The organism is Deltaproteobacteria bacterium, assembly GCA_005879535.1.
In the GTDB taxonomy this organism is placed as follows: Bacteria; Myxococcota; Myxococcia; order Myxococcales; family 40CM-4-68-19; genus 40CM-4-68-19.
The window spans coordinates 46,878-73,855 of the sequence record VBKI01000070.1 but is presented as its reverse complement, the minus strand read 5'-3'; the positions used below and the strand labels follow the sequence as shown (position 1 = coordinate 73,855).

24 protein-coding genes are annotated in these 26,978 nt (G+C 68.2%); 14 read left to right on the top strand and 10 right to left on the bottom strand.

The genetic code is table 11. The annotated features are described in order from the left end of the window. Window positions 1–20: 20 nt before the first annotated feature. Together E6J58_15705 and E6J58_15700 are read left to right on the top strand one after the other, a co-directional pair. Window positions 21–953 carry a carboxypeptidase regulatory-like domain-containing protein gene (locus tag E6J58_15705; GenBank protein TMB35640.1) on the top strand — a complete coding sequence of 311 codons (933 nt, stop codon included), beginning with the start codon at window positions 21–23 and terminating at the stop codon, window positions 951–953. Window positions 954–1,017: 64 nt separating this feature from the next. Further along, window positions 1,018–2,307: a phosphopyruvate hydratase gene (locus E6J58_15700; protein TMB35639.1), complete on the top strand. Its 1,290-nt coding sequence runs from the start codon at window positions 1,018–1,020 to the stop codon at window positions 2,305–2,307. A 3-nt stretch (window positions 2,308–2,310) separates the two neighbouring features. On the opposite strand, the gene E6J58_15695 is transcribed toward E6J58_15700, so the two are convergent. After that, complete coding sequence (locus E6J58_15695) at window positions 2,311–3,486, bottom strand: MFS transporter (GenBank protein TMB35638.1); 1,176 nt, start codon at window positions 3,484–3,486, stop codon at window positions 2,311–2,313. Window positions 3,487–3,562: 76 nt separating this feature from the next. Next, entirely contained in the window at window positions 3,563–4,471 is a 909-nt protein-coding gene (rpoH, locus tag E6J58_15690) for an RNA polymerase sigma factor RpoH (protein TMB35637.1), read from the bottom strand. A gap of 216 nt (window positions 4,472–4,687) precedes the next feature. On the opposite strand from rpoH, the gene E6J58_15685 reads away from it, so the two are divergent. After that, window positions 4,688–5,341, top strand: coding sequence for a HAMP domain-containing histidine kinase (locus E6J58_15685; protein TMB35636.1), 654 nt, complete (start codon window positions 4,688–4,690; stop codon window positions 5,339–5,341). Between the two features lie 10 nt (window positions 5,342–5,351). Here E6J58_15685 and E6J58_15680 read toward each other — a convergent pair whose 3' ends face one another. Together E6J58_15680 and E6J58_15675 are read right to left on the bottom strand one after the other, a co-directional pair. Beyond that, complete coding sequence (locus tag E6J58_15680; protein ID TMB35635.1) at window positions 5,352–5,561, bottom strand: CsbD family protein; 210 nt, start codon at window positions 5,559–5,561, stop codon at window positions 5,352–5,354. Between the two features lie 57 nt (window positions 5,562–5,618). Next, window positions 5,619–6,467, bottom strand: coding sequence for a lytic transglycosylase domain-containing protein (locus tag E6J58_15675; protein ID TMB35634.1), 849 nt, complete (start codon window positions 6,465–6,467; stop codon window positions 5,619–5,621). Window positions 6,468–6,765: 298 nt separating this feature from the next. Here E6J58_15675 and E6J58_15670 point away from each other — a divergent pair, with 298 nt between their 5' ends. Next, window positions 6,766–7,416, top strand: a complete 651-nt coding sequence (locus E6J58_15670; GenBank protein ID TMB35633.1) for a 50S ribosomal protein L3 — start codon at window positions 6,766–6,768, stop codon at window positions 7,414–7,416. Between the two features lie 12 nt (window positions 7,417–7,428). Here E6J58_15670 and E6J58_15665 read toward each other — a convergent pair whose 3' ends face one another. From E6J58_15665 to E6J58_15655, 3 genes are all read right to left on the bottom strand, one after another. Further along, window positions 7,429–7,902, bottom strand: a complete 474-nt coding sequence (locus E6J58_15665) for a cupin domain-containing protein (protein ID TMB35632.1) — start codon at window positions 7,900–7,902, stop codon at window positions 7,429–7,431. Window positions 7,903–8,040: 138 nt separating this feature from the next. Continuing rightward, a complete protein-coding gene (locus E6J58_15660) occupies window positions 8,041–8,655 on the bottom strand; it encodes a DUF429 domain-containing protein (GenBank protein ID TMB35631.1) in 615 nt (204 codons plus the stop codon). A gap of 124 nt (window positions 8,656–8,779) precedes the next feature. After that, window positions 8,780–10,966, bottom strand: a complete 2,187-nt coding sequence (locus E6J58_15655; GenBank protein TMB35630.1) for a cyclic nucleotide-binding domain-containing protein — start codon at window positions 10,964–10,966, stop codon at window positions 8,780–8,782. A gap of 186 nt (window positions 10,967–11,152) precedes the next feature. On the opposite strand from E6J58_15655, the gene E6J58_15650 reads away from it, so the two are divergent. Genes E6J58_15650 through cglE form a run of 8 tightly spaced genes read left to right on the top strand, consistent with a single transcriptional unit; the run spans window position 11,153 to window position 20,988 of the window. Continuing rightward, window positions 11,153–11,914: an outer membrane beta-barrel domain-containing protein gene (locus E6J58_15650; GenBank protein ID TMB35629.1), complete on the top strand. Its 762-nt coding sequence runs from the start codon at window positions 11,153–11,155 to the stop codon at window positions 11,912–11,914. Window positions 11,915–11,916: 2 nt separating this feature from the next. Further along, window positions 11,917–12,753 carry an outer membrane beta-barrel domain-containing protein gene (locus tag E6J58_15645; GenBank protein TMB35628.1) on the top strand — a complete coding sequence of 279 codons (837 nt, stop codon included), beginning with the start codon at window positions 11,917–11,919 and terminating at the stop codon, window positions 12,751–12,753. Window positions 12,754–12,764: 11 nt separating this feature from the next. Beyond that, a complete protein-coding gene (locus tag E6J58_15640) occupies window positions 12,765–14,231 on the top strand; it encodes a hypothetical protein (protein ID TMB35627.1) in 1,467 nt (488 codons plus the stop codon). After that, window positions 14,228–17,320, top strand: coding sequence for a tetratricopeptide repeat protein (locus E6J58_15635; GenBank protein TMB35626.1), 3,093 nt, complete (start codon window positions 14,228–14,230; stop codon window positions 17,318–17,320). The genes E6J58_15640 and E6J58_15635 overlap by 4 nt, the downstream gene beginning before the upstream one ends. Further along, the gene (locus E6J58_15630) at window positions 16,639–18,543 is read left to right on the top strand and encodes a tetratricopeptide repeat protein (protein ID TMB35625.1); all 1,905 of its coding nucleotides are present in this window, start codon (window positions 16,639–16,641) and stop codon (window positions 18,541–18,543) included. Before E6J58_15635 ends, E6J58_15630 begins: the two co-directional genes overlap by 682 nt. A 41-nt stretch (window positions 18,544–18,584) precedes the next feature. After that, window positions 18,585–18,875 (top strand): hypothetical protein, encoded by a 291-nt coding sequence (locus tag E6J58_15625; GenBank protein TMB35624.1) that lies wholly within the window; start codon window positions 18,585–18,587, stop codon window positions 18,873–18,875. An 11-nt stretch (window positions 18,876–18,886) separates the two neighbouring features. Then, window positions 18,887–20,365, top strand: a complete 1,479-nt coding sequence (locus tag E6J58_15620; GenBank protein TMB35623.1) for an AgmX/PglI C-terminal domain-containing protein — start codon at window positions 18,887–18,889, stop codon at window positions 20,363–20,365. Then, complete coding sequence (gene cglE, locus E6J58_15615) at window positions 20,362–20,988, top strand: adventurous gliding motility protein CglE (GenBank protein ID TMB35622.1); 627 nt, start codon at window positions 20,362–20,364, stop codon at window positions 20,986–20,988. Before E6J58_15620 ends, cglE begins: the two co-directional genes overlap by 4 nt. A 9-nt stretch (window positions 20,989–20,997) precedes the next feature. Here the strand turns inward: cglE and E6J58_15610 are convergent, their stop codons facing one another. Next, entirely contained in the window at window positions 20,998–21,837 is an 840-nt protein-coding gene (locus tag E6J58_15610) for an SDR family oxidoreductase (GenBank protein ID TMB35621.1), read from the bottom strand. Window positions 21,838–21,893: 56 nt separating this feature from the next. Here E6J58_15610 and E6J58_15605 point away from each other — a divergent pair, with 56 nt between their 5' ends. Then, on the top strand, window positions 21,894–23,414 hold the full coding sequence (locus E6J58_15605; protein TMB35620.1) for a hypothetical protein: 1,521 nt from the start codon (window positions 21,894–21,896) through the stop codon (window positions 23,412–23,414). A 97-nt stretch (window positions 23,415–23,511) separates the two neighbouring features. Continuing rightward, complete coding sequence (locus E6J58_15600; protein TMB35619.1) at window positions 23,512–24,750, top strand: hypothetical protein; 1,239 nt, start codon at window positions 23,512–23,514, stop codon at window positions 24,748–24,750. Here the strand turns inward: E6J58_15600 and E6J58_15595 are convergent, their stop codons facing one another. Both E6J58_15595 and typA read right to left on the bottom strand, forming a co-directional pair. Further along, window positions 24,751–25,020, bottom strand: a complete 270-nt coding sequence (locus E6J58_15595; protein ID TMB35618.1) for a hypothetical protein — start codon at window positions 25,018–25,020, stop codon at window positions 24,751–24,753. Between the two features lie 38 nt (window positions 25,021–25,058). Next, on the bottom strand, window positions 25,059–26,975 hold the full coding sequence (gene typA, locus E6J58_15590) for a translational GTPase TypA (GenBank protein ID TMB35617.1): 1,917 nt from the start codon (window positions 26,973–26,975) through the stop codon (window positions 25,059–25,061). Window positions 26,976–26,978: the final 3 nt, after the last annotated feature.

Below are 26,978 nucleotides of genomic sequence, written 5' to 3'. Positions count from 1 at the left end.
GGCCGTCCTCAGGAAAACACATGGCATCGAGATCGAAGTCGGCTGTCGCGGCGTTTACTGCCGTCGTCGCGGTCCTTTCGTGCATTCTCGAACCTCCCGGCTACGCCATCTCCGGAAGGATCTCGGGCGCACAAGCACATCAGGTCACGGTCAGCCTGTCGGGAACCGCGTTGGGCGCCGACAGGACCAGCCGGACGGATTCCTCGGGAGCCTACTCGTTCGATGGCGTGCCGAAAGGCGTCTATACGATCACGCCGTCGCTCGCCGGGTACCATTTCAATCCGGCAAGCGCGCCAGCGACGGTGAACGACCGCGATGTCGCGGCAATGAACTTCGACGGCCAGCTCGACGACAACCAGTCCGCCGATCCGCTTGCGCTTCAGGTCTACGGCCGGGACATGGGCTCGCTTTACCAGAACCTGTCGGTCGTTCAGCAAGGAGTCCGGGTCAATGACGCCGTCGTCAAGGTCAACGGCGTGACCATTCCGCATCCCCCCGGTTGGTACGAGGACGGAGACTATATCGGCCAGCTCGAAGCCATCCTCTCCACGGGCGCGCAGATCGCCCTGCAGGTCACCAGGGGAGCGAAGACGGTCACGGCGACCGGCAAGGTCCCGGAGGCGCCGATCCTGACAGCCCCCTCCGACGGAGCGACCTTCGCGCCAGACAGGGACATCACGGTCACCTGGACGAGCTCGACCCAGCCCGACCGCTTCACGGTCAACGCGCAGTGGTCCTGCGGGAGCAACTGCGGCACGGCCAAACGTTTCCCCGCTCCTGCCTCGGCTCGAGCGCTCACCATCCCGGCCCAATCCCTGCCTTTGGGAATGGCCATCCAGATTTCCGTCTTCGCATACAACGACGGCACGTTCAGCGGCGACTACGCGCCCTGGCCCGACTACCCGGGCATGAACATCCGCGCCGAGTGGAACGCGGTCACCATCTCGCGGTGAGAGGTCGGACCCGGATCGCGCGCCCGGCGTTGCCCGAGAATGCGCGGCGTGCTACGGCCGCGCCATGACAGAAATCGTCGACGTCCACGCCAGAGAGATCCTCGACAGCCGCGGCAATCCGACGCTCGAGTGCGAAGTGACCGTGGCCTCCGGAAACATCGCGCGCGCGGCGGTGCCTTCGGGGGCGAGTACCGGCGAGCACGAGGCCCATGAGCTGCGCGACGGCGAGAAGAACCGCTATGGCGGCAAGGGCGTGCGCACGGCCTGCGAGAACGTGCGCAGCCGGATCGCGCCGCGGCTGGTGGGAATGGACGCCGCCGATCAGGAGGGCATCGATCGGCTGATGATCGAGCTCGACGGCACACCCACGAAGAAGGCCCTGGGCGCCAACGCCATCCTGGGCGTCTCGCTGGCCGCGGCGCGCGCCGCGGCGATGAGCTTCGGCATCCCGCTCTACCGCTACCTCGGCGGCCTCAATGCGCGCACGCTTCCCGTCCCGCTGATGAACATCCTCAACGGCGGCGCGCACGCCGATTCCAACGTGGACATCCAGGAATTCATGGTGGTCCCCTGGGGCGCACCCACTTTCGCAGAGGCGCTGCGCATGGGCGCCGAGGTCTTCCATGCGCTCAAGGGCGTCCTCAAAGGGCGCGGCTACTTCACGGGAGTAGGCGACGAGGGAGGGTTCGCGCCGAGCCTGAAGTCGAATCGCGAAGCGCTGGAAATGATCGCGGAGGCCATCGGCAAGGCCGGATACAAGCTCGGCAACGACATCGTTCTCGCGCTCGACTGTGCCGCGAGCGAGTTCTTCAAGGACGGCAAGTACACCCTCGAGGGCGAGAACAAGACGCTCGATCGCGCACAGCTCGCCGAGCTCTACGCCGCGTGGGCCCGGGACTTTCCCATCGTCTCCATTGAGGACGGCTACGCGGAAGACGACTGGGACGGCTGGAAACTCCTCACCGACCGTCTGGGTGCCAGCGTTCAGCTGGTGGGCGACGATCTCTTCGTCACCAATACCCAACGGCTGCAGCGAGGGATCGCGCAGGGCATCGCCAATGCGGTGCTCATCAAGGTGAACCAGATCGGCTCGCTGACCGAGACCATGGACTGCGTCCGCCTCGCGCACTTCAACGGCTACCGGACCGTCATGAGCCACCGCTCGGGCGAGACCGAGGACGCATTCATCGCGGACCTTGCGGTCGCCTGCGACTGCGGAATGATCAAGACCGGGTCTGCGAGCCGCAGCGACCGGATGGCGAAGTACAACCAGCTCCTGCGCATCGAGGAGGAGCTCGGCCTGTCCGCGCGCTACGCGGGAAAGTCTGCGTTCCCGCGCGCGGCGAAGAAGTAGTCGTCAGGCGGCGAGCGCCGCGCGCCTCCGGCGTGCCGCTCCCAGCACGGCGTGCGCGACGCCCGCCACAAAGCACACGACGACGCACCCCGCCCAGAGCGCGCGCAGTCCCCACGCGTCGACCACGGCGCCGGCGACGAGCGGAGCTGCCACCATGGCCAGCGCCTGCGCGAGCATCTGCGCGCCCTGGTATCGCCCGCGGAGGGCCACCGGGCTCATCGAGGCCACGACCGCGCTCACCAGCGGCAGTCCAACGACGTCGCCGATCGTCCAGATCAGCGTGGCCGCGTAGTACTGCGGCATGGTGGAGCTGAGCGCGTACGCGCCGAATCCCAGGCCGACCCACACCGAGGCAATCGCCAGCAGCACGCCGCGGTCGATCGCGCGCAACCAACGCGCGGTGAAGGGCTGCGTGACGAACACGGCCGCGCAGTTCAGCGCCATCATGCGCCCGTACTCCTCCGTCCCGAAGCCGCTGCGCACCACGGCGAGCGGAAGCGCGAACTGGAATTGCCAGAACACGATCATGAAGGCGAAGTGGGTGGCGAGGAAGGCGAGAAACGGCCGATCGCCCGCGAGCGTGCTCCAACCGACGGCCCGCGCTTCGGAGGCCGGGGTGGGACGCGATTCCGGCACCCGGAACACGACGAGCGCCGCGAACAGCACCGTGGTGATCGCGTCGCCCGCGAAGAGGCCGAGCCAGGTCCGTCCGGCAAGTACGCCGCCGATCCATGCGGAGACGGCGATGCCGACGTTCGCCGCCCAATACAGAAGCGCATACGCGCGCCCAAGCAGCTCCGGCGGCAGCACGTCCGCGACGATGGCCTGCATGGCGGGGCGCGCCATCGAGACGCCGAGGCCGAAGGATAGGACTCCCGGCGCGATGGCCAGAGGCGACCTTACGAAACCGAGGTAGAGCGCAGAGACCGCGGAGAAGGCGAGGGCGAGGAGCAGGGCCGGCTTGCGTCCCGCATGGTCGGCGAGCTGCCCGCCGATGGGCCCAGCGAGCACGGCGCCCACGCCGAGCAGTGAGAGGACCAGGCCGGTCTGCCGGGCGTCGATGCCGCGCGAAGAGAGGTACAGCGCGAGGAACGGGAAGACGAAGGTGCCGAGAGACGAAAGCAGGTACCCGATCCACAGCCACCAGTAGACCGCGGGCAGGCCGGCGACCCGACGCATCGCCGGAGCGTACCATCCCGCCCCGAAGCGCAAAGGGCCGCCATGGCGGCGGCCCTCGTTCGCGCTGTGAATCTGATCAGGCCGTCTCGGCGACCGGGACGCGCTCCTCGTCCGGGAACAGCTCGTCCATCAACTCGCCGAGCTCCGCCTCCAGCTTTGCCTTGGCCCTGATCTCCAGCTGCCGCGCGCGCTCGCGGGAGAAGCCGAAGTGTTCGCCGAGCTCCTTCAGGGTCATCGGCTTGTCGTTCATGATCCGCTGCTCGATGATGTAGCGCTCGCGCGGATCGAGCCGACCCAGCGCCTCGAGCACCCGTTCCTGCACGATGTGGCGCTCTTCCTGCTCGGCGATCTCCGCGTCGGGGAGGTCGGCGCCGTCCATGACGAAGTCGACGTGCGAGGAGCCGCCGTCCTCGCCCATGGGCGCGTCCAGCGAAAGGTCACGGCCTTCCATGCGCTGCTGCATCTCCAGGACTTCGCCGGGCTTCACCCTCAGCTTCTTGGCGATGGCGCCCTCGCTGGCCTTCTGCATGTCGCCGGTGACGCCGTCGAACTTCTCCAGCTCGCGCCGCGTGCGCGCCAGGGAGAAGAACAGCTTCCGCTGCGCCTGCGTGGTCCCGAGCTTCACCAGGCTCCAGCTCTTGAGGATGTAGTTCTGGATGAAGGCGCGGATCCACCACACCGCGTAGGAGATCAGGCGGATGCCCTTGTCGGCGTCGAACTTCTGCACCGCCTTCATCAGGCCGATGTTTCCTTCCTGGATCAGGTCGGCCATCTTGATGCCGTAGCTGCGGTATTCGTACGCGACCTTGACCACGAAGCGCAGGTTCGAGGTGACCAGCTTGTGGGCCGCGTCCAGATCGCCGCTTCGCGCATAGAGCCTGGCGAGACGCTGCTCTTCATCGACCGTGAGCAGCGGGTACTTGTTGATTTCCGCCAGGTACATGGCGAGCGAGCCAGTGCTCGACGGAAGGGCGGACGGTTGCATGCGGGTTCCTCCGGGCTGGGAACGACGACTCCGGTTGCCATGAGCAAGCGGGATGCCACGTCAGGCACGCCCGCGGTTCACAGGGACTTGACACCACGATGTGGAATGTACGTAGCCGCTTCCTGTAAGATCTCCATGCCCGCTCGGCTGCATGACCTGTAACTCTTGAGCAGCCGTCCGCTTGCGCACTCTTGTGCCGGCGCTTAGGTTCGGCCGATGCCGCCGCCGGGAAAGCGCGGGAAGTACCTCGGGTTCGTCGCACATGAAATCAAGAACCCGCTCGCGACGGCGCTCTGGTCCTGCGACCTGCTCAAGCGGATGGACGCCGCCGATCGCGGCGGCGAGCGCGCGGAAAAGATGATCGACGTTTCGCTCCGGGCGCTGCGGCGCATGCGCCGTCTCATTGAAGATTTCTTCACCATCGAGCGCCTCCTCGAGCACGGCTACGACTTGAAGCAGGAAAAGATCGCTCTCAAGGACCTGGTCGAGCCCGCCCTGCACACGCTGGCGGAGAAGGATGGAATTTCCACGGACGGCTGGGTCCTCGAGCTGGGCAACGCATGCACCACCGGAGACAGCGACATGCTCCGCCGCGCCGTGCGAGCGTCGCTGGAGCACATGGCGCGAGGCTCGCTGGGTCCCCGCCTGTCGGTCGCGGCGCGAGCGGACGGAGCGAATCCCGCGCTGCACATTCGCGCGGAGAGCGCGCCTATCCCGCTCGTTCCGCCGGAGCCCGAAGACCGGCCCAGCGGGGATCCCACCGGGGCCGTCCTCGGCTTTGCGCTGGCTTCCCGCATCCTCGGCTTCTACGGCGGTCGGGTCGAGGAACGCGAGGGTGGCCTCTGGCTCGTCTTTCCGCCAGCGGCCTGATGATTTCGGGCTACTTCTCGTCGGTTTTCGGGCGATCCAGGTCGTCCAACTTCTCCTTGATGCCTTCGCGGATGTTGCCGGCGACGTCCTTGACCTTGCCCTTCAGGTTGTCGAGCTTGCCTTCGCCCTCGAGCTCGCGGTCGCCCGTCGCGACGCCGACGGTCTCCTTGATCTTGCCCTTGGCCTTATCCAATTCGCCTTCGAGGTTCTTCTTGTCCATGTAAGCCTCCTGTCGAGGCTACGTTGGACACAGGACGCATTATCGCCGAGCCTCGGCCTAGCGGGCGGCGACCTGCTGCGGAGCGGTGAGGAGCGCCTTGTAGGTGGCAAGGACGTTCCTGGGATAGGCGTGCAGGCGGTGCCATGATTTGCTTCCGCGCTGCAGCGCGCGGGCGGTGGCGGGCCCGGCGTTGTACGCGATCAAGGCGCGGGTGAGGTCGCCGTCGAACCGGCCCATCAGTTGCGCGAGGTAGCTGGTTCCCAGCTCGATGTTCAGAACGGGATTGAAGAGCTGGGTGGGGCGGATTTTCGGCGGCGAGGGATCCCGCTGCAGCAGCCACTGCGCCGTCGGCGGCATCAGCTGCATGAGCCCCCGCGCGCCCACCGTGGATACGGCGACCGGGTCGAAATGCGACTCGACCTGGATCACCGCCGCAACCAACGCCGGATCGAGGCCGTTCCGCCGCGACTCGCGGATGATCGCCGCCATCACCCGGCGGCGCTCGTCGCCCCAGAGCGCGGTGGAGTCCTTCATCCAGCGCGAGACGCCGATGCGCTCGGCTTCCCGGAAGTCGGAAAGTTCCTGCTCGCCCGCGGAGAGCGCTTCGATCCGCGATCTGGCGGCGGCAAGCTCCGCCTCAGACCGACGCGCGCGCTCGTCCGCCCGCCTCGCGGTCTCCAGCGCCGCCGCCGTGGTGAACGCGAAATTCGCCGCCTGGTCGCCGGGGTCGGGCTGCTTCAGCAGCCCCAGCGCGGCGCCCGCGGCGCTCGCGCCGCAGACGAAGACCAGGAGCAGTGCCAGCGAACGGCGCCGGCTGGCCGCGGCTCGACGCGCACGGCCAGCCGGCCCCCTCCCCCGGATTTCGGGAGCCGAGATTCCCGCCCCCCACGTCGCCGCCCCAGACATCCCGTCCCCCCGGGGGAACCGGAACCTAAATTCCCCACCGCCGGGACGGCGCAGGAGCACCTGGCGTGCCACCAGGCGCACCGCTCGGCGGCCTGGTCGATCGGCGGGGAAGGGAGAGAACGCCTTTGCCCAACTTGATCCGCCAGGTTCCGCGTGTTAGAAGCCGCGGCCCCCGAAGCACCGGGGAACCGTCAGGACCGCAACCTCCTACGCATGGCGCGGCTTTCCGGCCCGCCGCCGCAGCCTCTGCCCCGCATGCTGCGCGCACGTTCGCGGTAGGAAACGCGAGGAGAACGCAATGTCGAAGGGCATCATCGGCAAGAAGATCGGCATGACCACCATGTTCGCGGACGACGGCAGCGCGGTCCCCGTCACGGTGGTGGAGGCCGCTCCGAATCTCGTCTTCGGCCATCGCACGCAGGAGCGCGACGGTTACACCGCCCTACAACTCGGCTTCGACGAGCTCGACGAAAAGAAGGCCGAGCGCCGGCAGACGAAGCCGTACCTCGGCCAGTTCAAGAAGAAGAGCCAGAAGCCGCATCGGCTGATCAAGGAGTTCCGCGTCGAGGAGAAGGATCTCGGCGACTTCGCGGTCGGCTCCCAGGTCACCGTCGCCCTGTTCAAGAAGGGCGACCGGGTCGACGTCACAGGCACCACCCGCGGCTTTGGCTTTGCCGGGGTGGTGAAGCGCCACCACATGAAGGGCGCGGCGCGCGACTCCGCCTCCAGCCACGAGCACCACCGCCACATGGGAGCCGTCGGACAGCGGAAGACGCCGGGCCGCGTCTTCAAGGGCAAGCGGATGCCCGGGCACATGGGAGTCGATCGCCGGACGGTGCAGAACCTCACCGTGGTCGACGTGGTTCCCGAGAACAACCTGCTGGTGATCAGCGGCAGCGTGCCGGGGCACGACAAGTCCGTCGTCATCGTGCGCCCCGCGGTGAAGTAGCAGACCCGGGGCTCAGTACGGCGTTCCGTCTTTGTGCGTGAACTGCCACCTGCCCTCGATGAGCACCGCCTCGAGATCGTCGTCGGGATAGCTTCCTTCATCCCCCGGCGTGCGATCGCCCGCCTCGAGGTACACGATCTCCTCGGTGGTCTCGTTGATGAGGTGATGCCCATTCCCGTCCCCGGCCCTGAACCCCGCGCACATTCCCGGCGACAGCCGCGTCTTCCCTTCGTCCGTGCGCAGCGTGGGATGCCCCTGCAACACGTACACGAACTCGTCCTGCCTGCTATGCGAATGCCTCAGCGCCGACACCGCGCCCGGCGCTAGGCGCGTCAGATTCACGCCGAAATTCTTCAGCCCGAACAAGTCCCCCAGCGGCCGCTTCACCCGCCCCTTCATCCGCGATGCAAAGGGCTGCGGGTAGTCCGTCGGCTTCGTCCTGGGCGGCGCGGCGACGATGGCTACAGGGCGTTTCTCTTCTGCCATGCAATCTCCTCGCGCGTCGACGCGCTCAGACACGTTGACGCACAAGGGTACCGCATTCGCCCGCAGCTCAAGCTGTCGCGCTGCTGGATCTCGAACAGGGGAATAATCCGGTTTGCGCCGCGTACCTTTCGGTCGCGCTCAGCCGACGATCTCGCACTTCAGTCTGCGCCCGTCGCGCTCGCCGGATCCGAGGACGCGTTCCTGCCCATGCAGAACGCGGCGCGCCGACCAGAGCAGAACGTAGGCGTCGAGTACGTCGTCGCGCGCCGTCCCCGGCACCCTGGGCACCTCGCCGAAGACCGGGCGCAGCAGCAGCCGCCGTTCTGTTTCCCCCGCCGCCTGCTTCTTGGGATAACGGAGCGGACCGCCGTTCAGCAGCGCGAAGCTGACCTCCGGATGCGCCTCCCGGACGCGGCGCTGCAGCGCTGGCTTCATGGAGGCATCCACTTCACGAATCTTTTCGAGGATGTTCCAGAGCTGGACGGAGCATTGCCCGGCGTACCGCCGCGAGCGAAGCAGGCTGCGGGAGGGCGCTGGAAAGACGGAGCTCCTTCGCTCGCCGATCAAGGAACGCGCCTCGGTGTCGCATCGGCGGGAACCGACCTCGAGCAGGCCGATGGGGACGTCGATGAGCGCGAGCTCGAAGCGGCGGGAAAGAACATACGCAAACGTGGGAAGCACCTGGACGCCGCCTTCCCACGCGACGACCCATCCACTACGGCAGCCGTCGACGCCGGCGAGTCCGCTCGTCACGGCTCACACATCATTTTGGGACAGCTTCCCAGATCACGAATAGAGCGTACGCCGTGAGAGCGACAAGGACCATGCCGGCTGTGCGTCGAGCGACCGTTCTGCTCGCCGTGCGAGCGGTAGTGGCTCAGTCCGCGACCGAGAGCAGCACTTCGCTGGCGCTGATGATCTGCTTCTGCAGTAGGTGTCGGGCGTAGTCGATGAACGGCGTCAGGGCGCGCGTCTCGGTGGCGATGTCGTGCACGTCCGCCAGAGACCGTCCGGCGGCGATGGCCTCGCGAACGGCGTCGTTGATCTGCAGGGCCTCGACCACGGCTGCGCGTCCGACGTAACCCGTGCCGCCGCAGGCGTCACAGCCGACCGCGCGTGGCAGGGTCTGCTGCCCCTTGTCCACGATCCTGCGTGCGACCAGGGACTCGAGCAGCGCAGGCACCGGCGGATCGAGCTTGCGGCAGGCGGAGCAGAGCTTGCGCACCAGGCGCTGGACCAGCACGAGATGGATCGACTGCGCGATCAGTGCGCGGCCGGTCCCGAGGTTCTCCAGGCGCTGCACGGCCGCGATGGCGTGGTTGGCATGCAACGAGGTGAGCAGCAGGTGGCCGGTCATCGCCGCCTCGAGACCGATCCGTGCGGTGTCCTCGTCGCGCATCTCGCCGACCACGATGACGTCGGGGTCCTGGCGCAGCATCGAGCGAAGGACCTGGGGGAACCCGAGGCCGGCATTGGCGTTGACCTGCACCTGCGTGACGCCTGCCAGCCGGTACTCGATGGGATCCTCCACCATGATGATGTTGGTGTCAGGCCGGGTGACCTTGCGCTCGTTGAGCAGCGCGTACAGCGACGACGTCTTTCCCGATCCGGTCGGGCCCGCGATGACGATGCCGCCATAGGGCCGGTTCAGCGCCTTGCGAGCCGCCGCCAGCACCGTCGGCTCCAAGAAGATCTGCTCCAGCGCCCGCGTGCTCCCTGCCGCCTCGAGGATGCGCAGCGCGATCTTCTCGCCCCGGTTCGCCGGAAGCGTGGAGACGCGGAGGTCGATCTCGCGCTTGCCGGTGGTCACGCCGATCCGGCCGTCCTGCGGCAGCCGGCGCTCGGTGATGTCCAGCCCGGCGAGGACCTTGATGCGCGCGGTCACGCCCTTGAGCGAGGTCGTCGCCGGAATCGGCTCGCTCCAGTCCTGCAGCAAGCCGTTGGCGCGGAAGCGGACGCGGAATCCCTGCGCGGTCGGCTCGATGTGGATGTCGCTGGCCTCGCGCTCGAGGCCGGCGGCGATGATCCGGTTGACGAGTCTGATCGCGTCGTCGCCCACGGCGCGCGCGTCGGCGGCGCGGTCTTGCTCGGCGACGGTCTCGAACTGGAAGGAATCGGGGTTGATGCGCGGACCGCCGGACTTCTTCGGCCCGGAATCGTCGAGAAGCTTGAGCCGGACCAACGCGGAATTGAAGTCCTCCAGCCCGATCGCGACCGGCACGATCTGCATCGTCTGCAGCGTTCGCCTGAGCTCGGCCAGCGCCGCGTTGTCGCGCGGGTTCACCATCGCGACCGTGAGGACGTTGCCGGCGAGCTTCACCGGCAAGAGACGGAAGCTGCGGATCAGCTTCGTCGGCACCGTCGCGAGCACGGACGGCGAAAGATCGAAGTCGCGCAGCTCGGCAAATGCGACGACCCCGCTCGGATCCGGCTCGGGCTCGATCGACTGCAGCGGCCTCGCCTCAACGGCAGGATCCACCGTCTGGAGGAGCTGCGCCTCGATGTCGGTCATCAGCTCCGGCGCGCCCTGTCTCTCCATCGCGGCGAACAGCACCACCCGTTCCGTCAGCCGCTTCGCCAGCGCCTCCGCCACCGTCGGCACGTTGCCGATCATCCCCTGCAGGACCGAGGACGGCAGCCAGAGAACGCGCGACGAGTCGCTCGCGATCACGAAGTAGGGGCTGGGCTTCCCGAGGAGCGCTCCCACTTCGCCGAAGTGGTCGCCGGGCAGCAAGTCCTCGACGGGCGCCAATTCGCCGCCGGCCGAGGGCAACAGCACTTGCGCCTTGCCGGAATAGAGAATCCCGATCCCGTCGTTCACCTTGCCTGCGGTGACGATCTCGCTGCCATCGGCACACTCGAGGCCCTGCAGCAGCCCGGAAACGCGAGTGATCACGTCCTTCGGTGCGCTCTTGAACAGCGCGCTGCGGGTGAGGAAAGGCTGGATCTTGTCCGCCGGAACCTTCACCCGGACGATGCCGTCGAGAAGCGGCGGCGGCGCGACGCTCGCGTCGGGCAAGCGCGCTTCCGGCGCCGAAGCGCCGGTGCTCTGAGAGCCCCCCATGCGTCAAATCGATACCACGCGACTCCGAAGCGGCCACAATTTCAAGGGTGTACGCCGCAGTGCGCGAAGGTGCGCCGGCGTCGCCGTCCGCCGCACGCAAGACGGAAAGCGACAGGCAGGCAGGCGCCCGACCTTGCCGGGCGGACGGGCGCGCAGCAGCTTCCACCGCCAAGCGGAGACCCAGGAATGCGCGCCCGGTTGTTGCCTTTCGAGCTACTCGCCGCCGTCTGCGTCATCGCCGCTCCCGCGGCGCGCGCGCAGGAATCGATCTACGGCCCCGACGGCGCTCCTACCGTAGTGCAGCACAAGCTCTACCCGATGACGGGACGGTGGGAAGCTGCCGCTTCCTTCGGCGTCGCGCTGAACACGGCGCTGGTCGACCAGCTCGGCGGCACGGTCTCGCTCGCGTACCACCCGAATGAATGGCTCGACCTGGCGGGAGAGGTGCTGCTCAACCAGACCGGGCTCTCCACTCTGGCGCGCAACGTCCGGGCGGACATGCGGCCGCGCAGCGAGGGGCAGACCGGCGACGAGTTCAGGAACGACAACCAGCTCCGCGGGGGCGCATTCGCGGTCGCCCGCGTCGCTCCGATCTACGGCAAGTTCAATCTCGCGTCCGAGCTGCGGGTGCACTTCCAGGCTTACCTGCTCGCGGGCGCCGGAGCCGCGCGAATCCATCGCGAGTCCGTCAACCTCTGCGCCGATCCGGGTACCGGCGTCTGCCAGAGCTACCAGCAGAGCGATTCCGTCGATCCCGTCGGCATCCTCGGCGCGGGCTTCCGCTTCTACTTCAACCAGCGCTGGAGCCTGCGGACGGAGGTCCGCAGCCATCTCTTCCGCTCCTCGTACAAGACGGCCAACGACCTGACGCAGCCTTCGACCGGTTCCCTCCGCCATTACCTCGCAAACGTCGCGACGTTCGGGGCCGGCGTCTCGTTCCTGTTCTGATCATGCGAACGTTCCTCATCGCATCCCTGATCTGCGGAGCGGCGGCGGCGCAACAGACCGACCCGGATGCGGTTCGCATCCACGTCCTGGAACAGCGTCCCTTCACCGAGGCGGGCCGCTGGGAGGCGTCGTTCTTCGGCAATACCCAGATCAATCCCAAATTCACGGTGCACGCCGGGCTCTCGGCGGAATTGGCCTACCACCTGCGCGAGAACCTCGCCGCGCAGCTGGGCGTCTGGTACTTCCCGATCTCGGTGCAGAGCTCGCTCTCGGAAGAGCTGCTCACCAAGGCGCGCGTCGCGCCGGAAACGGCCGAGGCGTTCCTGCTTCGCGCCGCCGCTCTCGCCGGCCTCGAGCTGATGCCCGTCTACGGCAAGCTCAACATCTTCGACGGCAAGATCCTGCGGCTCGGGGTGTACCTCAACGGCGGGCTCGGCGCGGCGAAGACACGGGTGCAGCTGCGGCCCTCGTCCGACCCCGTCACCGGGCGCACGTTCGGCGACACCGGGTTCCGCCCCATTGCGTCGCTGGGCATCGGGCTCCGCGTCTTCCTCAGCGAACAGCTGACGATACGCATCGAGGTGAGGGACTTTGCGTACTCCGGATACGTCTCGAAGGTGAACGGCTGCAACCACGACGAGGCGGCCAGGATCGAGGCCGCCGAGGCGAACGGCCAGACCGCCACCGGCCTGTCTCCCGGATGCGACGAGCGCGCCTTCGGAGCGCCGGGTGCCCAGGCGCAGCTCAACGCCGGCGCCGCGAAGGACCTGCTCGCGCGTCCTTCGTCCGACGTGATCAACAACATCGCCTTCCAGGGCGGCCTGAGCTGGCTCTTCTGAGGACGCCCCGCATGCGCCGTCTCGCCCTCGTTCTCTTCCTCGTTTCCGCGGCCGCTGCCGCCCAGGACGCCGGTCTGGGCAGCGCGATGCAGGATTTCAATGCAGGGCGCAACGCGCGCGCGGCGATCGGTTTCCGCCGCGCGCTCGACACGACGGCGGAGGCCGATCTCGCGCAGGCCGAGTACTTCCTCGCCCAGTCGCTGGAGCGGCTCGGCCTCGAGTTCGGCGCTTTCTTCCACTACGCCGCCATCGTCCGTGACCGGCCTTCGCACCCGTACTGGCTCAAGGCGGTGGACGGAGCAGCCCTCGCCGCGTCGCAGCTTCGCGACGACGTCGTCGCGCCGAACCTGTTCGAGAAGATCTACGGCGACCGTATCGATGGAGTTGCACCGGAGAGGCTGGCGGCGATCAGGACCTCGCTCGCTCTCCTTGCCTGGCGCGCCGGGAGGTACGAAGACGCGGCGCGCCTCGTCCGCCTCGTGCCCGACTCGAGCGCGGCATCGCCCCAGGCCCGATACCTGACGGGTTTGCTGCAGCAGCGGACCGACCCGGAGAAAGCGGTAGAGACATTCCGCGCTCTCGCGGCCCTTCCCCGCGCCGGCAGTGAGCTCCGGGAGCTCTCCCTCATCGCCCTGGGGCGCACGCTCTACGGGCTGCATCGCTACCCTGAGGCCAGCGCTGCGTACGAGAAGCTCCCGCGCTTCTCGCGGCACTGGGACGAGGCGCTGTTCGAAGGAGCCTATGCGGATCTGCAGAAGGGCGATCCCGGCGCGGCGCTGGGCAAGCTGCACAGCCTGCATTCGCCGCATCTGCGCGACGAGTTCGTGCCCGAGTCGCTGAACCTGGCCGCGATCCTCTACCAGCAGCGCTGCCTGTACCCGCAGGTCCGCTCGACGATCGCGCAGTTCGACCGCGAGTACCTGCCCATGCGCGACCAGATGAAGAGCATCCTGCAGGCGGACCTGCCGCTCGGCGAGTACTGGCGGATGCTGTCCGCCGGCGATTCCCGCCTTCCACCCGCGGTGCAGCATCAGTTGCAGAAGAACGAGCGCGTGTCCGCCATGCGCGCCTATCTCGAGCAACTCGATCGCGAGGCGGCGCGCGTCCGCGCCGAGCCGGGGTTGGCCGGCTCGGCGCTGAAGGACGAGCTGCTCGACGCCATCGCCCCGCAGAAGGAGCTTTCCGCGCAGCTCGCCGGGAAGTTCGTCCAGGGCCGCCTCGCCGACATGGTGCGCCTCATCGACGTGCTGCAGGGCGACCGGGAGCTGATCGCCTTCGAGACCACCAAAGGCGAGAAGGAGATGCTGGAGACGCGGTTCGACGCGGACGCGCAGCTCGCCTCGCAGCGGCTCTTCCGGCCGGCGATTCCCCCCAAGGGACACGAGTACTGGCCGTTCGACGGCGAGTACTGGCCCGACGAGATCGGCTTCTACCGCTACACCGTCAAGGACGCCTGCCCGGCGGGGAGGGACGAATGACGCTGTGCGCGCTCGCAGCGCTCCTCCTTGCCCTCTCTCCGGCGGCCTCGTCGCCCGCGGCGCTGCAGGACGATCGCCAGGCCGACGCCAAAGCCGATCGCAAGCGCGACGAGCTGATCGAGGATCTGAAGGTCATCATCCCGCGGATGCCGGAGGGGGATCGCCGTGCCGACCTCTACTTCCAGCTCGCCGAGCTCTGGTGGGAGAAGGCGCGCTACGCAGGCCTTCAGGAAGTCCGCGATCACGACGACGCGGTCGCGAAATGGGCGGACAAGCGGGAGGGCGAGGAGCCGAAGCTCGACACGAGCCGCAGCGACGGGTACCGCAGGGAGGCCATCGGCCTCTACCAGGAGGTGCTCGATCGGTACCCTGCGTACGAGCGCCGCGACGAAGTGCTCTTCGTGGCGGGCCACAACCTCTACGAGAGCGGCAACAGGGATCGCGGAATCGCCTACTACTCCGCGCTGATCGCGCAGTACCCGAAGAGCCGTTTCGTCCCCGACGCCTGGGTTCAGACCGGCGAGCACTTCTTCGCCACCAACGATCTGCCCCGGGCGCGGGAGGCCTTCGAGAAGGCCGCCTCGTTCCACCTGCCGAAGCTGTACGCGTTCGCGCTCTACAAGCTCGCCTGGTGCGACTACAACGCCGGGGCGTACGGAGCGGCCATCGCGAAGTTCAAGGAAGTGATCGCCTATTCGGAGGGCGAGGCCCGTGGCGACCGGGTGCAGCTCCGCCAGGAAGCGCTCAAGGACATCGTCCTTGCGTACGCCCACGTCGACGCGATCGACGGCGCCGTCGCGTATCTGGCGGAGAAGGCCGGCGCCGATTCCGTGGAGGCCATCCAGCGGCTGGCGGCCACCTACTTCGACGACGGCAAATTCGAGCAGGCCATCCGCGTGTACCGGATCCTGCAGGCGCGCGCCCCGGGCCACGCGAAAGCGCCCGCCTGGCAGCAGAAGATCCTGCTCGCCTACGACAAGCTGAACCGGCGCGATCAGGTGGTCACGGAGATGAATCGGCTGGTCGGAGACTACGGGCCGCAGAGCGGATGGGCCAAGGCGAACACCGCGGAGAAGGGAGCTTTGGCCGAAGCGCGCGATCTGGCGGAAGCGTCGCTGCGCGAGCTGGTGCAGGACTACCACCAGGAAGCGATCAAGACGAAGAGCGCTGCCACCTACCGGCTGGCGCGCGACATCTACCGCCAATACCTCGACACGTTCCCGCAGAGCGAGAGCACCGCGTCGATGCGCTTCTACTACGCGGAGATCCTCTACGCGCTCGAAGAGTGGGACGCCGCCGCCATGGAGTACGGGAAGGTCGTGGAAGCCGATCCCAAGGGGTCGCAAGCGCAGCGCGCTGCGTACAACGCCATCCTCGCCCTGGAGAAGGCGGTGGCGATCGCCAAGGGCAAGCTGAAGAAGCGCGAGCTCGCCGACGCGGCGAAGGTCGAGGAGCGCAAGGACAAAGGACATGTCGATCGCGGCGCCGGCAAGCTCCGGCTCGAGACCGTCACGCGCGACGTCCAGCCGGAGCCGATTCCGGAGAACGAGCAGAAGCTGATCGCCGCCTGCGATCGGTACCTGCGGCTGGCCTCTGGCGCCAAGGACGAGATCGTCATCCGCTACAAGGCCGCGTTCGTCTTCTACGAGCGCCGGCATTTCGTCGACGCGGCCAAGCGCTTCGGGGAGATCATCCTTCGCTGGCCCACCGACAGCTGGTCGCAGAAGGCCGCGGAGCTCTCCCTGGACATCCTGAATACCAGGCAGGAGTGGCAGGCCCTCAGCGATCTGGCCCAGCGCTTTCTCCGGGACAGCCAGCTCTGTCCGCCTGGCTCGAAGTTCCAGCTCGAGACGGCTCGCGTGGCGGAGGGCGCGCGGTTCAAGTACGCGATGCAGCTCTATGAGGAGAAGAAGGACTTCGCCCTCGCCGCGAGCGAGTTCCGCGCCTTCGTGGCGCGCTATCCGAAGAGCGAGTACGCGCCGAAGGCGCTCTACGACGCGCTCTTGATCGCGGACAAGGGAGACGAGCTCGACGTCGAGATCGCCGCGGGCGAGCAGCTCGTGCGCGAATACAGCAGCGCGGATCCGGCCATCGTCAAGCTGACGATCCCCGCGTTGGCCAACGCCTGCGAGCGCGCCGGCCGGTTTCCGGACGCCGTCCGCTGGTACGAGGAGGCGCAGCGGCGCTGGCCCTCGGATGCGAGGGCGGCGGACTGGCTCTACAATGCCGCGATCTGGCGCGAAGGCGTCGGCGACGACGCCGGCGCGCTCCGCGACTGGCAGACCTGGCTGAAGCAGTACCGTTCGCGGCCCGACGCGGCGAAGATCGCGTTCAACGTCGGCGTCATCCTCGAGCGGCAGAAAGATTTCCGGCGCGCCGCCGAGCACTGGTCGTCGTTCCACCGCGAATGGGCAGGGGCGGCCACCGCCGGACAGCTCCTCCTCGCGCGCTACAAGCAGGGCCTGGCCCTGCGCGAGCTGAAAGCGCCGGAGGCCGCCACAGTCCTGGCGGACGTCCCGCAACGCTATGCCCGGCTTGCCGAGGCGGACAAGGCCGCGGCGCCGCTGATCGATGCGGCCGCGCATGCCTGTTTCCTCGCCGTCGAGCCGTCGTTCAGCGACTTCATGGCCATCCACTTCCGCTATCTCCGCCAGGCCGACCTCGTCTACGTGCTGAAGGTGAAGAACACGCGCATCGCGCGGCTGCTCTCCGCATACGGCGAGGTGATCGCCGTCGGCAGCCCGCGCTGGAGCGAGGCCGCCTTCGCGCGCATCGGCGAGGCGTACCGCAACTTCAACAAGGGCCTGCTCGATGCGCCGATGCCGCGCGGCCTCGACCGGGAGCAACAGGAGCTCTACCGGAGCATGCTCGAATCGCAGGCCCTGCCGCTCGAGGACAAGGCGGTCGAGGCATTCGCCAAGGCGATCGCCATTTCGCGCACCACCGGCGTGTATTCGGAGTGGGTGGTCAAGGCCCAGGATCTGCTGCGCGAGTACCAACCGGACGCGTACGGCGACGTGCACCGTCCAGGTTTTGCCGAGAGCGCCCCGACGCGCCCGGTCGCGCCCGAGCTGACGGGAGGTCCCTGATGCGGCTGTTCATGGCGATCGCGCTGCTTGCCTGCGCTTGCGCGCACGCTCCCGCGCAACAGCGGCCGACCCCGGCGCAGATCAAGGCCGCGGAACGGCAGCGCCTGTTCGAGCTGCCGGCAACGATCCTGTACAAGGAAGGCCGCGAGCTGATGACCCGGCGGGACTGGGAAGGAGCCGAGGCCCGCCTCGAGACGTTCCTCGCGAAGCAGCCCAACCATCCAGGCGCGCTCTTCGACTCCGCGTGGGTTGAGGAGCAGCTCGGCGACGCGCCTGCGGCGGCGGAGCTGTACACGCGCGCCCTGGCCGCCGATCCGGGACATGTCGGCGCGGCCGTCAACCTCTCTCGCCTGCTCGCTGGTGCCCCGGACCGCGCGGAGGCCGTCCTGCGCGCGGCTTTGCTGAAACAACCGGCCGATCCCCGACTGCTGAACGCGCTTGCCACCATTTTGCGCGGGCGGCGCCAGCTCGAGGACGCCGCGGCGGTGCTCCGCCAGGTGCTGCAGCGACATCCGCGCGATGCCGATGCGTATCGCAATCTCGCCGCCATCGAAGGCGACCAGGGACACGTCCGCCTCGCCGAGGCGGCGTTCGACCACGCGCGAAAGCTCGATCCGAAGGATGCCAGGATCCCGAACAGCCTCGGGCTGCTGGCGCTGCAGCGCGAGGACGTGGCCGCCGCGCGCGCATTCTTCGAGGAGGCAGCTCAGCTCGATCCGGACTTCGCCCCCGCCTTCATCAACCTCGGGGCGCTCGCAACGAGGTATCGCGACTACGCGGCGGCGGAAGAGGCGTTCGCCAGGGCGCTCCAGCTGGATCCCGCGCGCTGGGAGTCGCATCTCGGTCGAGCCTGGGCATTGGAAGGCCTGCGCCGGCCTGGGGAGGCGCGCGCCGAATACGAGAAGGTGCTCGCCATCGCGCCGCGCCAGGACGACGCGCTGTACGGGAGGGCCACGGCGCTCAAATCGGAGGGAGACCTCCCCGCTGCACTCTCTGGATTCAAGGAATACCTGGGGCTGCCGAAGGCAAGCCGTCTGAAGGAAGCGCAAAATCAGCTCGCCTCAATCGATCTCCGGCTGCGGAATGCGCCTCCTGCGGTCGCGAGGACTGCGGCGAAAGCTGCCGGCGCCAGCCTCGATCTGTCGAAATTGCCACAAGGCGCGGATCCCGGATCGTCGCCGGAAGACCTTCCCCCGGAAGACGCCCCTTCGGTTGTCCGTTGAACGACGGGCGAGCGGGCTGACGGTTGGCCGATCGCGCTGCGATGCAAATCGTCCCCGCGGAGGTGAGTGTGAGGAGAACCGTCCTGATCGTCCTGCTCGCGCTGCCGGCGCTCGCCGAGGAAAAGCCCCGCGCGAAGGTCGTGCAGGAAGCCGACCGGATCGTGGTCCGCAAGCGCACCGTCATCGACTTCAACGACGTGACGGTCGAGGGCGAGCTCACGAGGCCGGAGGGCAGCTACGTCCTCAATCGCAACCGCACGCGGTTCCGCTCGCTGGTCCGTCTCCGCGACAACTTCAATCCCGAGCTGCAGAAGTCCGCCGACAACCTGTAGGACGCGGGAAGATGGCCCAGATCGAGCGCATGGTGGAGGTCGAGGAGGTGGAGGGAGCGCAGGGGACGCGTCCGACGCTCGCCTCCCGGGTCTCGGACGCGGCGGCGGCGCAGCTGCTGATCTTCGACGAGCTTCCGGACGACGAGCGGCCACGGCCCGGCGGCCGCGTCCTGCTCGTCGGTATCGTCTGGGGCGGCTCGACGTTGGTCGAGCTGGAACAGGTCGGCGATGGCGCGGATCTCAGCGTCAGCCGCCTGTTCGATCTGCCGGAATCGACGCTCCCCAGGAACTTCCACCTGGTGAAGCACGCGCCGGACGGGCACGTGGTGACGCTGCCCGACGAGCTGCATGCGGAAGTGCACGGCGGCGGCAGGGTCCTCCCTCTGGCGGTGAAGGGCCGACGCGTCGACGCGCCGTTCCGCGGATACGCGCACGCCATCGCGGGCGACGATCGGGTCGTCGCACAGCTCACGCCGTCGTTGACGTTGATCGCCCGCTACGTCCGCGCGGAGCGGCAGAAGGAAACGCCCGCGCTGAAGCGGATCGACCTGCCGTTCGCGATCGTCGTGGTGTTCGCCCTCCTCGCGCTGCTCGCGTTCCTCCGCGCGATGAGCTCGATGCCGCGGGTCGATCTCGACCGCGACGCCCTGGTGCAGAACCCGGAGCGCTTCGCGAAGTACCAGGTGAAGCCGGCGGAGAAGGCGTCCGAACCGCCCAAGGCGAAGGAGCTGTCCGGAGCCAAGGAGGGCGACAAGAGCGCCGGCGCCGAAGGAAAGCTCGGCAAGCGGGAACCGAAGAAGAAGGAAGCGGCGCCTTCGAAGCCCGGTGGCGATCCGGACAAGAAGAGGAGGGATCTGTCGAAGATCAAGAAGCTCGGCCTCATCGCCGCTCTCTCGAAGATGGGAGCCGTGGGTGGTGGCGGCGCGGGCCTGCCCGGGCCGAGAGGGCTCGGCGCCGGCGTCAATCCTTCGCTCGGCGGCACGCGCGCCCGGGCGGGCGTCGGCGATGCATATGGCGTCGGCGGTCTGGGCACCCGCGGCACCGGAGCAGGTGGCGGCGGCCAGGCGTTGGGCATCGGAGGCCTCGGCACCAAGGGCTCCGGACATGGTCGAGGCGGGTACGGCGACGTCGATCTCGGCGGGCGCGGGAAGGACGAGACGGTGTTCGTGCCCGGCCGCACGGTCGTCGTCGGCGGCCTGTCGCGCGATGTGATCAACCGCGTGATCCAGAAGCACTACAACGAGATCAAGTACTGCTACGAGAAGGAGCTCTCGAAGAAGCCCGAGCTGTACGGGAAGGTGACGGTGCTGTTCATGATCGAGGGCAGCGGCCGCGTCGGAGAGGCTCTCATCCAACAGACGACGATGGGAAGCGAGCCCGTGGAAAGCTGCATGATCAATCACGTACGCCGCTGGCTGTTCCCCGCTCCGCAGGGCGGCGGAACGGTGCAGGTCACCTATCCCTACGTCTTCAAGAGCAGCGCGCAATGAAGGCCTTCCTGATTGGCGTGCTGCTGGGCACCGCCGCCTGGGCGCAACCCGACCCGGGGGCGCGGCCACCCGACACGGTGGTCGTCGCTGGCGTCGACGATGCGCCTCGCCGCGGAACGTACGTCGAGGCCGCGCTAGGGGTGTTCACGGCGATGGGCGGTACCCGGCCGTTCTCGAGCGGCGAGCCGTACCTCGCGTTGACGTTCGGGCGCGACCTCGGCTCGCGCGCGTCGGTCTTCGCCTCGCTCGGGCTCGGCGCTGCGCGCTCTTCCTGCTACCAGCTGAGCCCGACGGGAGATTCCTGCCTGGGCGCCGACTCCTTCGGCGCCACCTTCCTGGAGGTCGGGGTCTCGTACGGTTTCGCGATCGCTCCCCGGACGATGCTGGCGGCGAAGGTGCTCGGAGGATTCACCGACCTCTCGCCAGGACCGGTCCAGCGGAACGGCTCCGTGCCAGACCACGTGCCCGGCCTGCATGCGGGCGGCGGATTCTCGCTGGATTACGATACCCGCCTCGATCACTTCGCCGTCGGGATCGATGCGGTGATCCGCGAGACGTTTGCCAGGTACGGCGTCAGGATGCCTTCGCTGGTGGTGATGCCGCGCATCCGCTACGTCTTCTGACGCCGCCCCCTACTTCGCCTTTCCACGCATCGCCTTGAGCATCTGCTTGAGGTTCTCGCGATCGTAGTCGGTGGCGTAGCTGAACTCGCCGCCGTTCCGCAGCCACTCGCCTCCGTCGATGGTCAGGCAGTCGCCGGTGACGTAGCCGGCGCCGTCGGACATCAGATAGACGGCGGCATCGGCGATCTCGCGCGGCGTGCCGAATCGCTTCAGCGGCACGCGATTGCGGGCCATCTCCTCGAGGCTGGGGTCGGGCATCAGCCGGGAGAACGCACCTTCCGTCGGCACCGGTCCCGGAGCGATGGCGTTGACCCGGATCCGGTAGGCGGCCCACTCGACCGCCAGCGACCGCGTCAGCGCGAGGACTCCCGCCTTGGCGCAGGCGGACGGCAGGACGAAGGCCGATCCGGTCCACGCATACGTCGTGACGATGTTCAGGATCGCGCCGCCCTTGCCGGATTCGATCATCCTCCGGCCGAACGCGCTCGTGCAGTGGAAGGTGCCGTTGAGCACGATGTCGACCACCGCCTTGAAGCCGTTCGCCGACAGGTCCTCGGCTGCTGCGAGGAAATTGCCCGCGGCGTTGTTCACCAGTCCGTCGACCTGGCCGACGCGCGAGGCCACCTCCTGGACCGCCGCGAAGTCCCTCACGTCGCAGGAATGGGCGCTCGCCCTTCCGCCAGCGCGCTCGATCTGCGCCACCACCTCGTCGAGCTTTTCCTTGCGCCGCCCGAGGACGACGGAGTGGGCGCCGAGCCCGGCGAAGCGCTTCGCCATCTCCGCTCCGAGCCCCGTCCCGCCGCCCGTCACCACGAAGGTCTTGTCTTTCAGCAGCCCAGCCTGGAACATGCGCGCACAATGCAGGCCCGACGACAATCGATCAAGCCCGACCCGGTCATCCTCAAATGATTGCCTCGCTCCTTTTGGCGGCGGCCGCGGCGGCGCCGCAAGGCCGGCTGGTGGTTCTCGTCGTGGTCGATCAGCTCCGGTACCAGGACGTGCTCTGGCTTTCGCCCGAGTTGGGTCCGAAGGGGTTCGCCGGTCTGGGCCGCGCTGCGCCCATGCGCTACGAGACCGCGGTCACCGAAACGGCGCCGGGCCACGCGACGCTCGCAACCGGCACGTATGCAGAGGTGCACGGCATCGTCGGCAACCGGTTTCCGCTGGGCGCGCGCGAGCAGGAGGCCGTCGACGATCCGGCCTGCCCGGTCTGGGGATCGAAGGTCGGAAAGAGCGCCAACGCGTTGCGCGCCCCGACCGTCGCCGATGCGCTCAAGCTCAATACGGACGGGAAGGCGCGCGTCGTCTCGATCAGCGTGAAGGACCGGAGCGCGCTCTTTCTCGGCGGTCCCTCCGCGGACGTGGCGCTCTGGTGGGAGGCGGAGGCCGGCGAGATGGCCTCCACCACCTGCTACGCCCCGGGTCCGCCTGCATGGCTGCCTCGGCGTCCGGCGGAGGCGTACAAGGACTGGATCTGGACGATGTCGCACCCCGATGCGATCGCCCGGCTGTTGCCCAATCCCGGTCCTGCGCCGGCAGCGCCTGCCTACGACATCGGTCCCTCGTTCCCGCATCGCGTCGGTCAGGGCGTCCTCGACGCGCGGCTCTATCGCGCGATCCGCAATACGCCCGCGAGCACCACCATCGCCTTGCGCACCGCCCGCGCCGCCGTCGGGGCGCTGAAGCTCGGTGAGAACGGCACCGCCGATCTGCTCACGGTCGCTGTGGCCGCGGTCGATACGGTCGGACACCAGTTCGGAACGCTCTCGCGGGAGCGGATCGACGCCGTGCTCCGCGTCCACGACGAGCTGTCCACCTTTCTCGGCGAGCTGCGCGCCCGCCTCGGGACGCGAGTGTCGGTGGTGCTCACCGCGGATCACGGCCTCAATCCGACCGAGGTGGAGGAGAAGCGCCTGCGCGTTACCCAGGGTGGCACGGTCGCGCTCGACGAGCTGACCCCGCGCCTGAACCGGGCGCTGGCGGAAGCGGTCGGCGAGCGTTCCGACGGGTGGGTTGCCAGCATCGACGCGAACGCGCTCACGCTGCGGACGCCGTTTCCGCCGCGGGCGGTCGAGGTCGCTCTCGACGTCCTGCGGCGGGAGCCGGGGATCTGGAAGGCGGTCCCGGCGAGCGAGATCGAGCGGGCGGAGGCCTTCATCCGCCACGCGTACTTTCCCGGCCGCAGCGGGCATGTCCTCCTCGTCCTCCGGCCGCTCTGGACGTTGAAGCGCCGCAGCGAAGGCGCCGACCATGGGACGCCCTGGAACGACGACGCCCTCGTCCCCCTGATGGTCCAGTCGCCGCAATACCGCCTTCGCCGCGATCCGCAGTTCCGGGCGACGCAGGTGGCGCCTACCGTCGCCATGCTTCTGCAGACCGCTCCTCCGGCCGCGGCGCTGGATTCCGCGGCGATCGAGCAGCCCTGAATACAGGGGCGCACTTCCACGCAGATCCGCTTCTTTGACGCTGACCCAGCGCGTTGCCATACGAGAGAAGCGTCTCGCTTTCTGGCCGGGGGGCCCAATGAACCGCATCGCCCTGATCGCATCGTTCCTCGTCGCGTCGGCCGTTCAGGCCGCGCCACCCAAAGAGATCAAGCTCGGAGCGGCGCTGCCGCTGACCGGCGCCGAGAGCAAGAGCGGCGGCCGCCTGCGCGACGGCTACGAGCTCGCGGTGGAGCTCGCGAACCAGCAAGGCGGAGTGGACATCGCCGGCGCCCACGTCCCGGTGAAGCTGGTCCTGGTGGACGACAAGAGCGACGGCGCCGCCGACGAGCGCGCCGTCGAGGATCTGGCCGGCCAGGGCGTCGACGTCATGCTCGGCACGTTCGGGTCGTCGCTGGTGGAGAAGGGCAGCGCGGTCTCCGAGAAGCTCCGGGTTCCGTACGTGGCGGCCACCGGAGCGAGCAAGGCGCTGTACCAGCGCGGCTTCAAGCACCTGTTCGGCCTGCAGGCTCCCATCGAGCAGCTCGCAAACGCGCTCATGCGCTGGGCCGAAGAGGAGCAGCAGCGGGGCCGGCTGCCTTCGCCCGCGCGCGTCGCCGTCATCTGGGAGAAGACCTCCCACGGCAAGGAGTACGCCGAGGCGATCAAGGATTTCGCGGCCAAGACGCCGCGCCGGCGCGGCGCCTGGAACATCGTGATGGACGAGTCGTTCGAATTGAACGCCAAGGACTTCAAGCCTGCGCTCGAACGGCTCAAGGGGGCCAAGGCCGACGTCGTCCTCGTCGACGCCCACCTCCCCGACTACATCACCATGCACGGCCAGTACGCGAAGATGGGCCTCTGCCACAAGATGATCTCCTACGGTGCGCGCGGCCCCGAGCGCGAAGCCCGCGAGCAGCTCAAGGCGGCGGCAGACTACGTGACGTCGGCGGTGTGGTGGAGCGACGAGATGGCGCACAACGCGCGGACCGCCGAGTTCGTGAAGAAGTTCAACGAGAAGTACAACCGCTCCGCCGACTGGTACGAGGCGCTCGGATACGAGGCGGTGCGCGTCTCGCTGGAGGCGATCCATCGCGCCGGCACCACCGATCGCGCCACGGTCCGGAACGCGATCACGCAGCTGAAGATGGAGTCGCTGCTTCCAGGCGGCTTCCTCGCCTTCCCCGAACAATACGGCGGCCAGGCGCAGTACCTCTTCGTCGTGCAGCAAAATCTGCCCGACGGGAGCGCGCCGGTCATCTACCCGCGCATCGCGGCGGTGAAGGAGGGCGTCGCGCCCAACCCCGCCTGCCCGGGATCGACCGTGGCCGGCAAGTAGTTACCCCTTGTCGCCGCAGGCGGGACACGCCTCGCCGCGCCAGAGCTGGACCAGCCACTCCGAGGTGTGCATGTGCGCGAGCACGAGCCACCCGATCCGCCGCCGGCATCGCGGACAGCGGATGCTGAGGGCCAACCACAGGTACGCCCCGGCGGCGATGAAGACCACGCCGAGCGCGAACACCACCACGGTCTCCTCCGGCGCACGCCCGATCGCCGCGAAGAGCGCGAAGAGGCAGCCGGCGGTGACCAGCATCAGGGCGCAGAACACCCACAGCTTCCACTTCTGCCCGGTCGCCCCGATCCAGCTCAGATGAGCCCGTCCGCGCGCTTCCGCTCGCGCTCCAGCCGGTAGCGGTCGCCCGCCGAGAGCACCTTCTTGCGCAGCCGCACGTTCTTCGGCGTCACCTCTACCAGCTCGTCCTCGTTGATCCACTCCAGCGCCTTCTCCAGCGACATCTCGCGGGGCGGGCTGAGGATGACGTTCTCGTCGCGGCCGGCAGCGCGGACGTTGGTGAGCTTCCGCCCCCGGGTCACGTTGACGTCCAGATCGTTCGGGTGGGCGTGCTCGCCGCAGATCATCCCTTCGTACACGGGGACGCCGGGTCCGTAGAAGAGCGCGCCGCGCTCCTGGATGTCGAAGAGCGCGTAGGCCACCGTCTCGCCTTCGCGGTCGCTGACGATGGCGCCGTTGCTGCGCTTGGGGACCTTCCCCTGCCAGGGCTCGTACCCGTCGAACTGCGAGGACATGATTCCTTCGCCCCGGGTGATGGTGAGGAACTCGTTCCGGAACCCGACGAGCCCGCGCGCGGGCACGCGGAAATTGAGGCGCACGCGGTCCGAGCCGATGCTCTGCATCTCCGTCATCCGACCCTTGCGCGGTCCCAGGCGCTCGGTGACGACGCCGACCGCGGACTGCGGGACGTCGCACACCATCAGCTCCATCGGCTCGTGCACCTGGCCGCCGATTTCCTTGGTGATCGGCTCCGGGTTCGAGACCGTCAGCTCGTATCCCTCGCGCCGAATGGTCTCCACGATCACCGCGAGCTGCAGCTCGCCGCGCCCGATTACCTTGAAGGCATCGGGGGAGTCGGTGTCGAAGACGCGGATGGAGACGTTCCGGTAGGACTCGCGCTGGAGGCGCTCCCGCAGGTTCCGCGAGGTGACGTACTTGCCCTCCCGGCCCGCGAACGGGCCGTCGTTCACCTTGAAGACCATCGACATCGTCGGCTCGTCGACGTGGATGCGCTCGAGCGGGATGGGGTGCTCGGGGTCGGCGATGGTGTCGCCGATGGAGACCTCCTCGAGGCCCGCGAGCGAGATGATCTCCCCGGGACCCGCCTCCGCAATTTCCACCTTCTTCAACCCTTCGAACGCGTAGATCTTGGTGACCTTGCCGCGCGGCGTGCTGCCGTCGGCGCGGCAGACGGAGATCTGCTGCCCCACCTCGATGCTTCCGCTGCTCAGCCGCCCGATGGCGAGGCGGCCGACGTAATCGTCGTAGTCGAGGTTCGCCACCAGCATCTGGAGCTTTTCGTGCGTGGTCTCCGCTTTTTTCGGCGGCGGAACGGTCTCCAGGATGGCGTCGAGCAGCGGCTCGAGCGTACGGGCACGGGATCCCGGCTCCTCTCCCGGGTGCGGAGCGGCCCCGGGCGCCGCGGCCTTGCCGGCGGGAAGGTCGTCGAAATTGGACAACCTGAGGGACGCTCTCCCTGCGCGGGCGACCGCGTAGATCACGGGGAACTCGATCTGGTGCTCGTTCGCGCCCAGGTCGATGAACAGCGAGTAGATGGCGTCGAGGACCTCTGGAACGCGAGCGTCCTGCCGGTCGACCTTGTTGACCACCACCACGGCCGGCAACCCGAGCGCCAGTGCCTTGCCGAGCACGAAACGCGTCTGCGGAAGGGGACCTTCGGCCGCGTCGACGAGGAGGAGCACGCCGTCGACCAGCCGGAGGCCCCGCTCGACTTCGCCGCCGAAGTCCGCGTGTCCGGGCGTATCGACGATGTTGATCTTCACGCCGCGATAATTCACCGCGGTGTTCTTGGCGAGGATGGTGATGCCTTTCTCCCGCTCGAGATCGTTCGAGTCCATCGCCCGCTCCTGCACCTGCTCGTTGGCCCGGAAAGTCCCGGTCTGGCGGAAGAGGAAGTCCACCAGGGTCGTCTTTCCGTGGTCGACGTGCGCGATGATGGCGATGTTGCGAATCTGCTCGCGGGGAAGCATGGC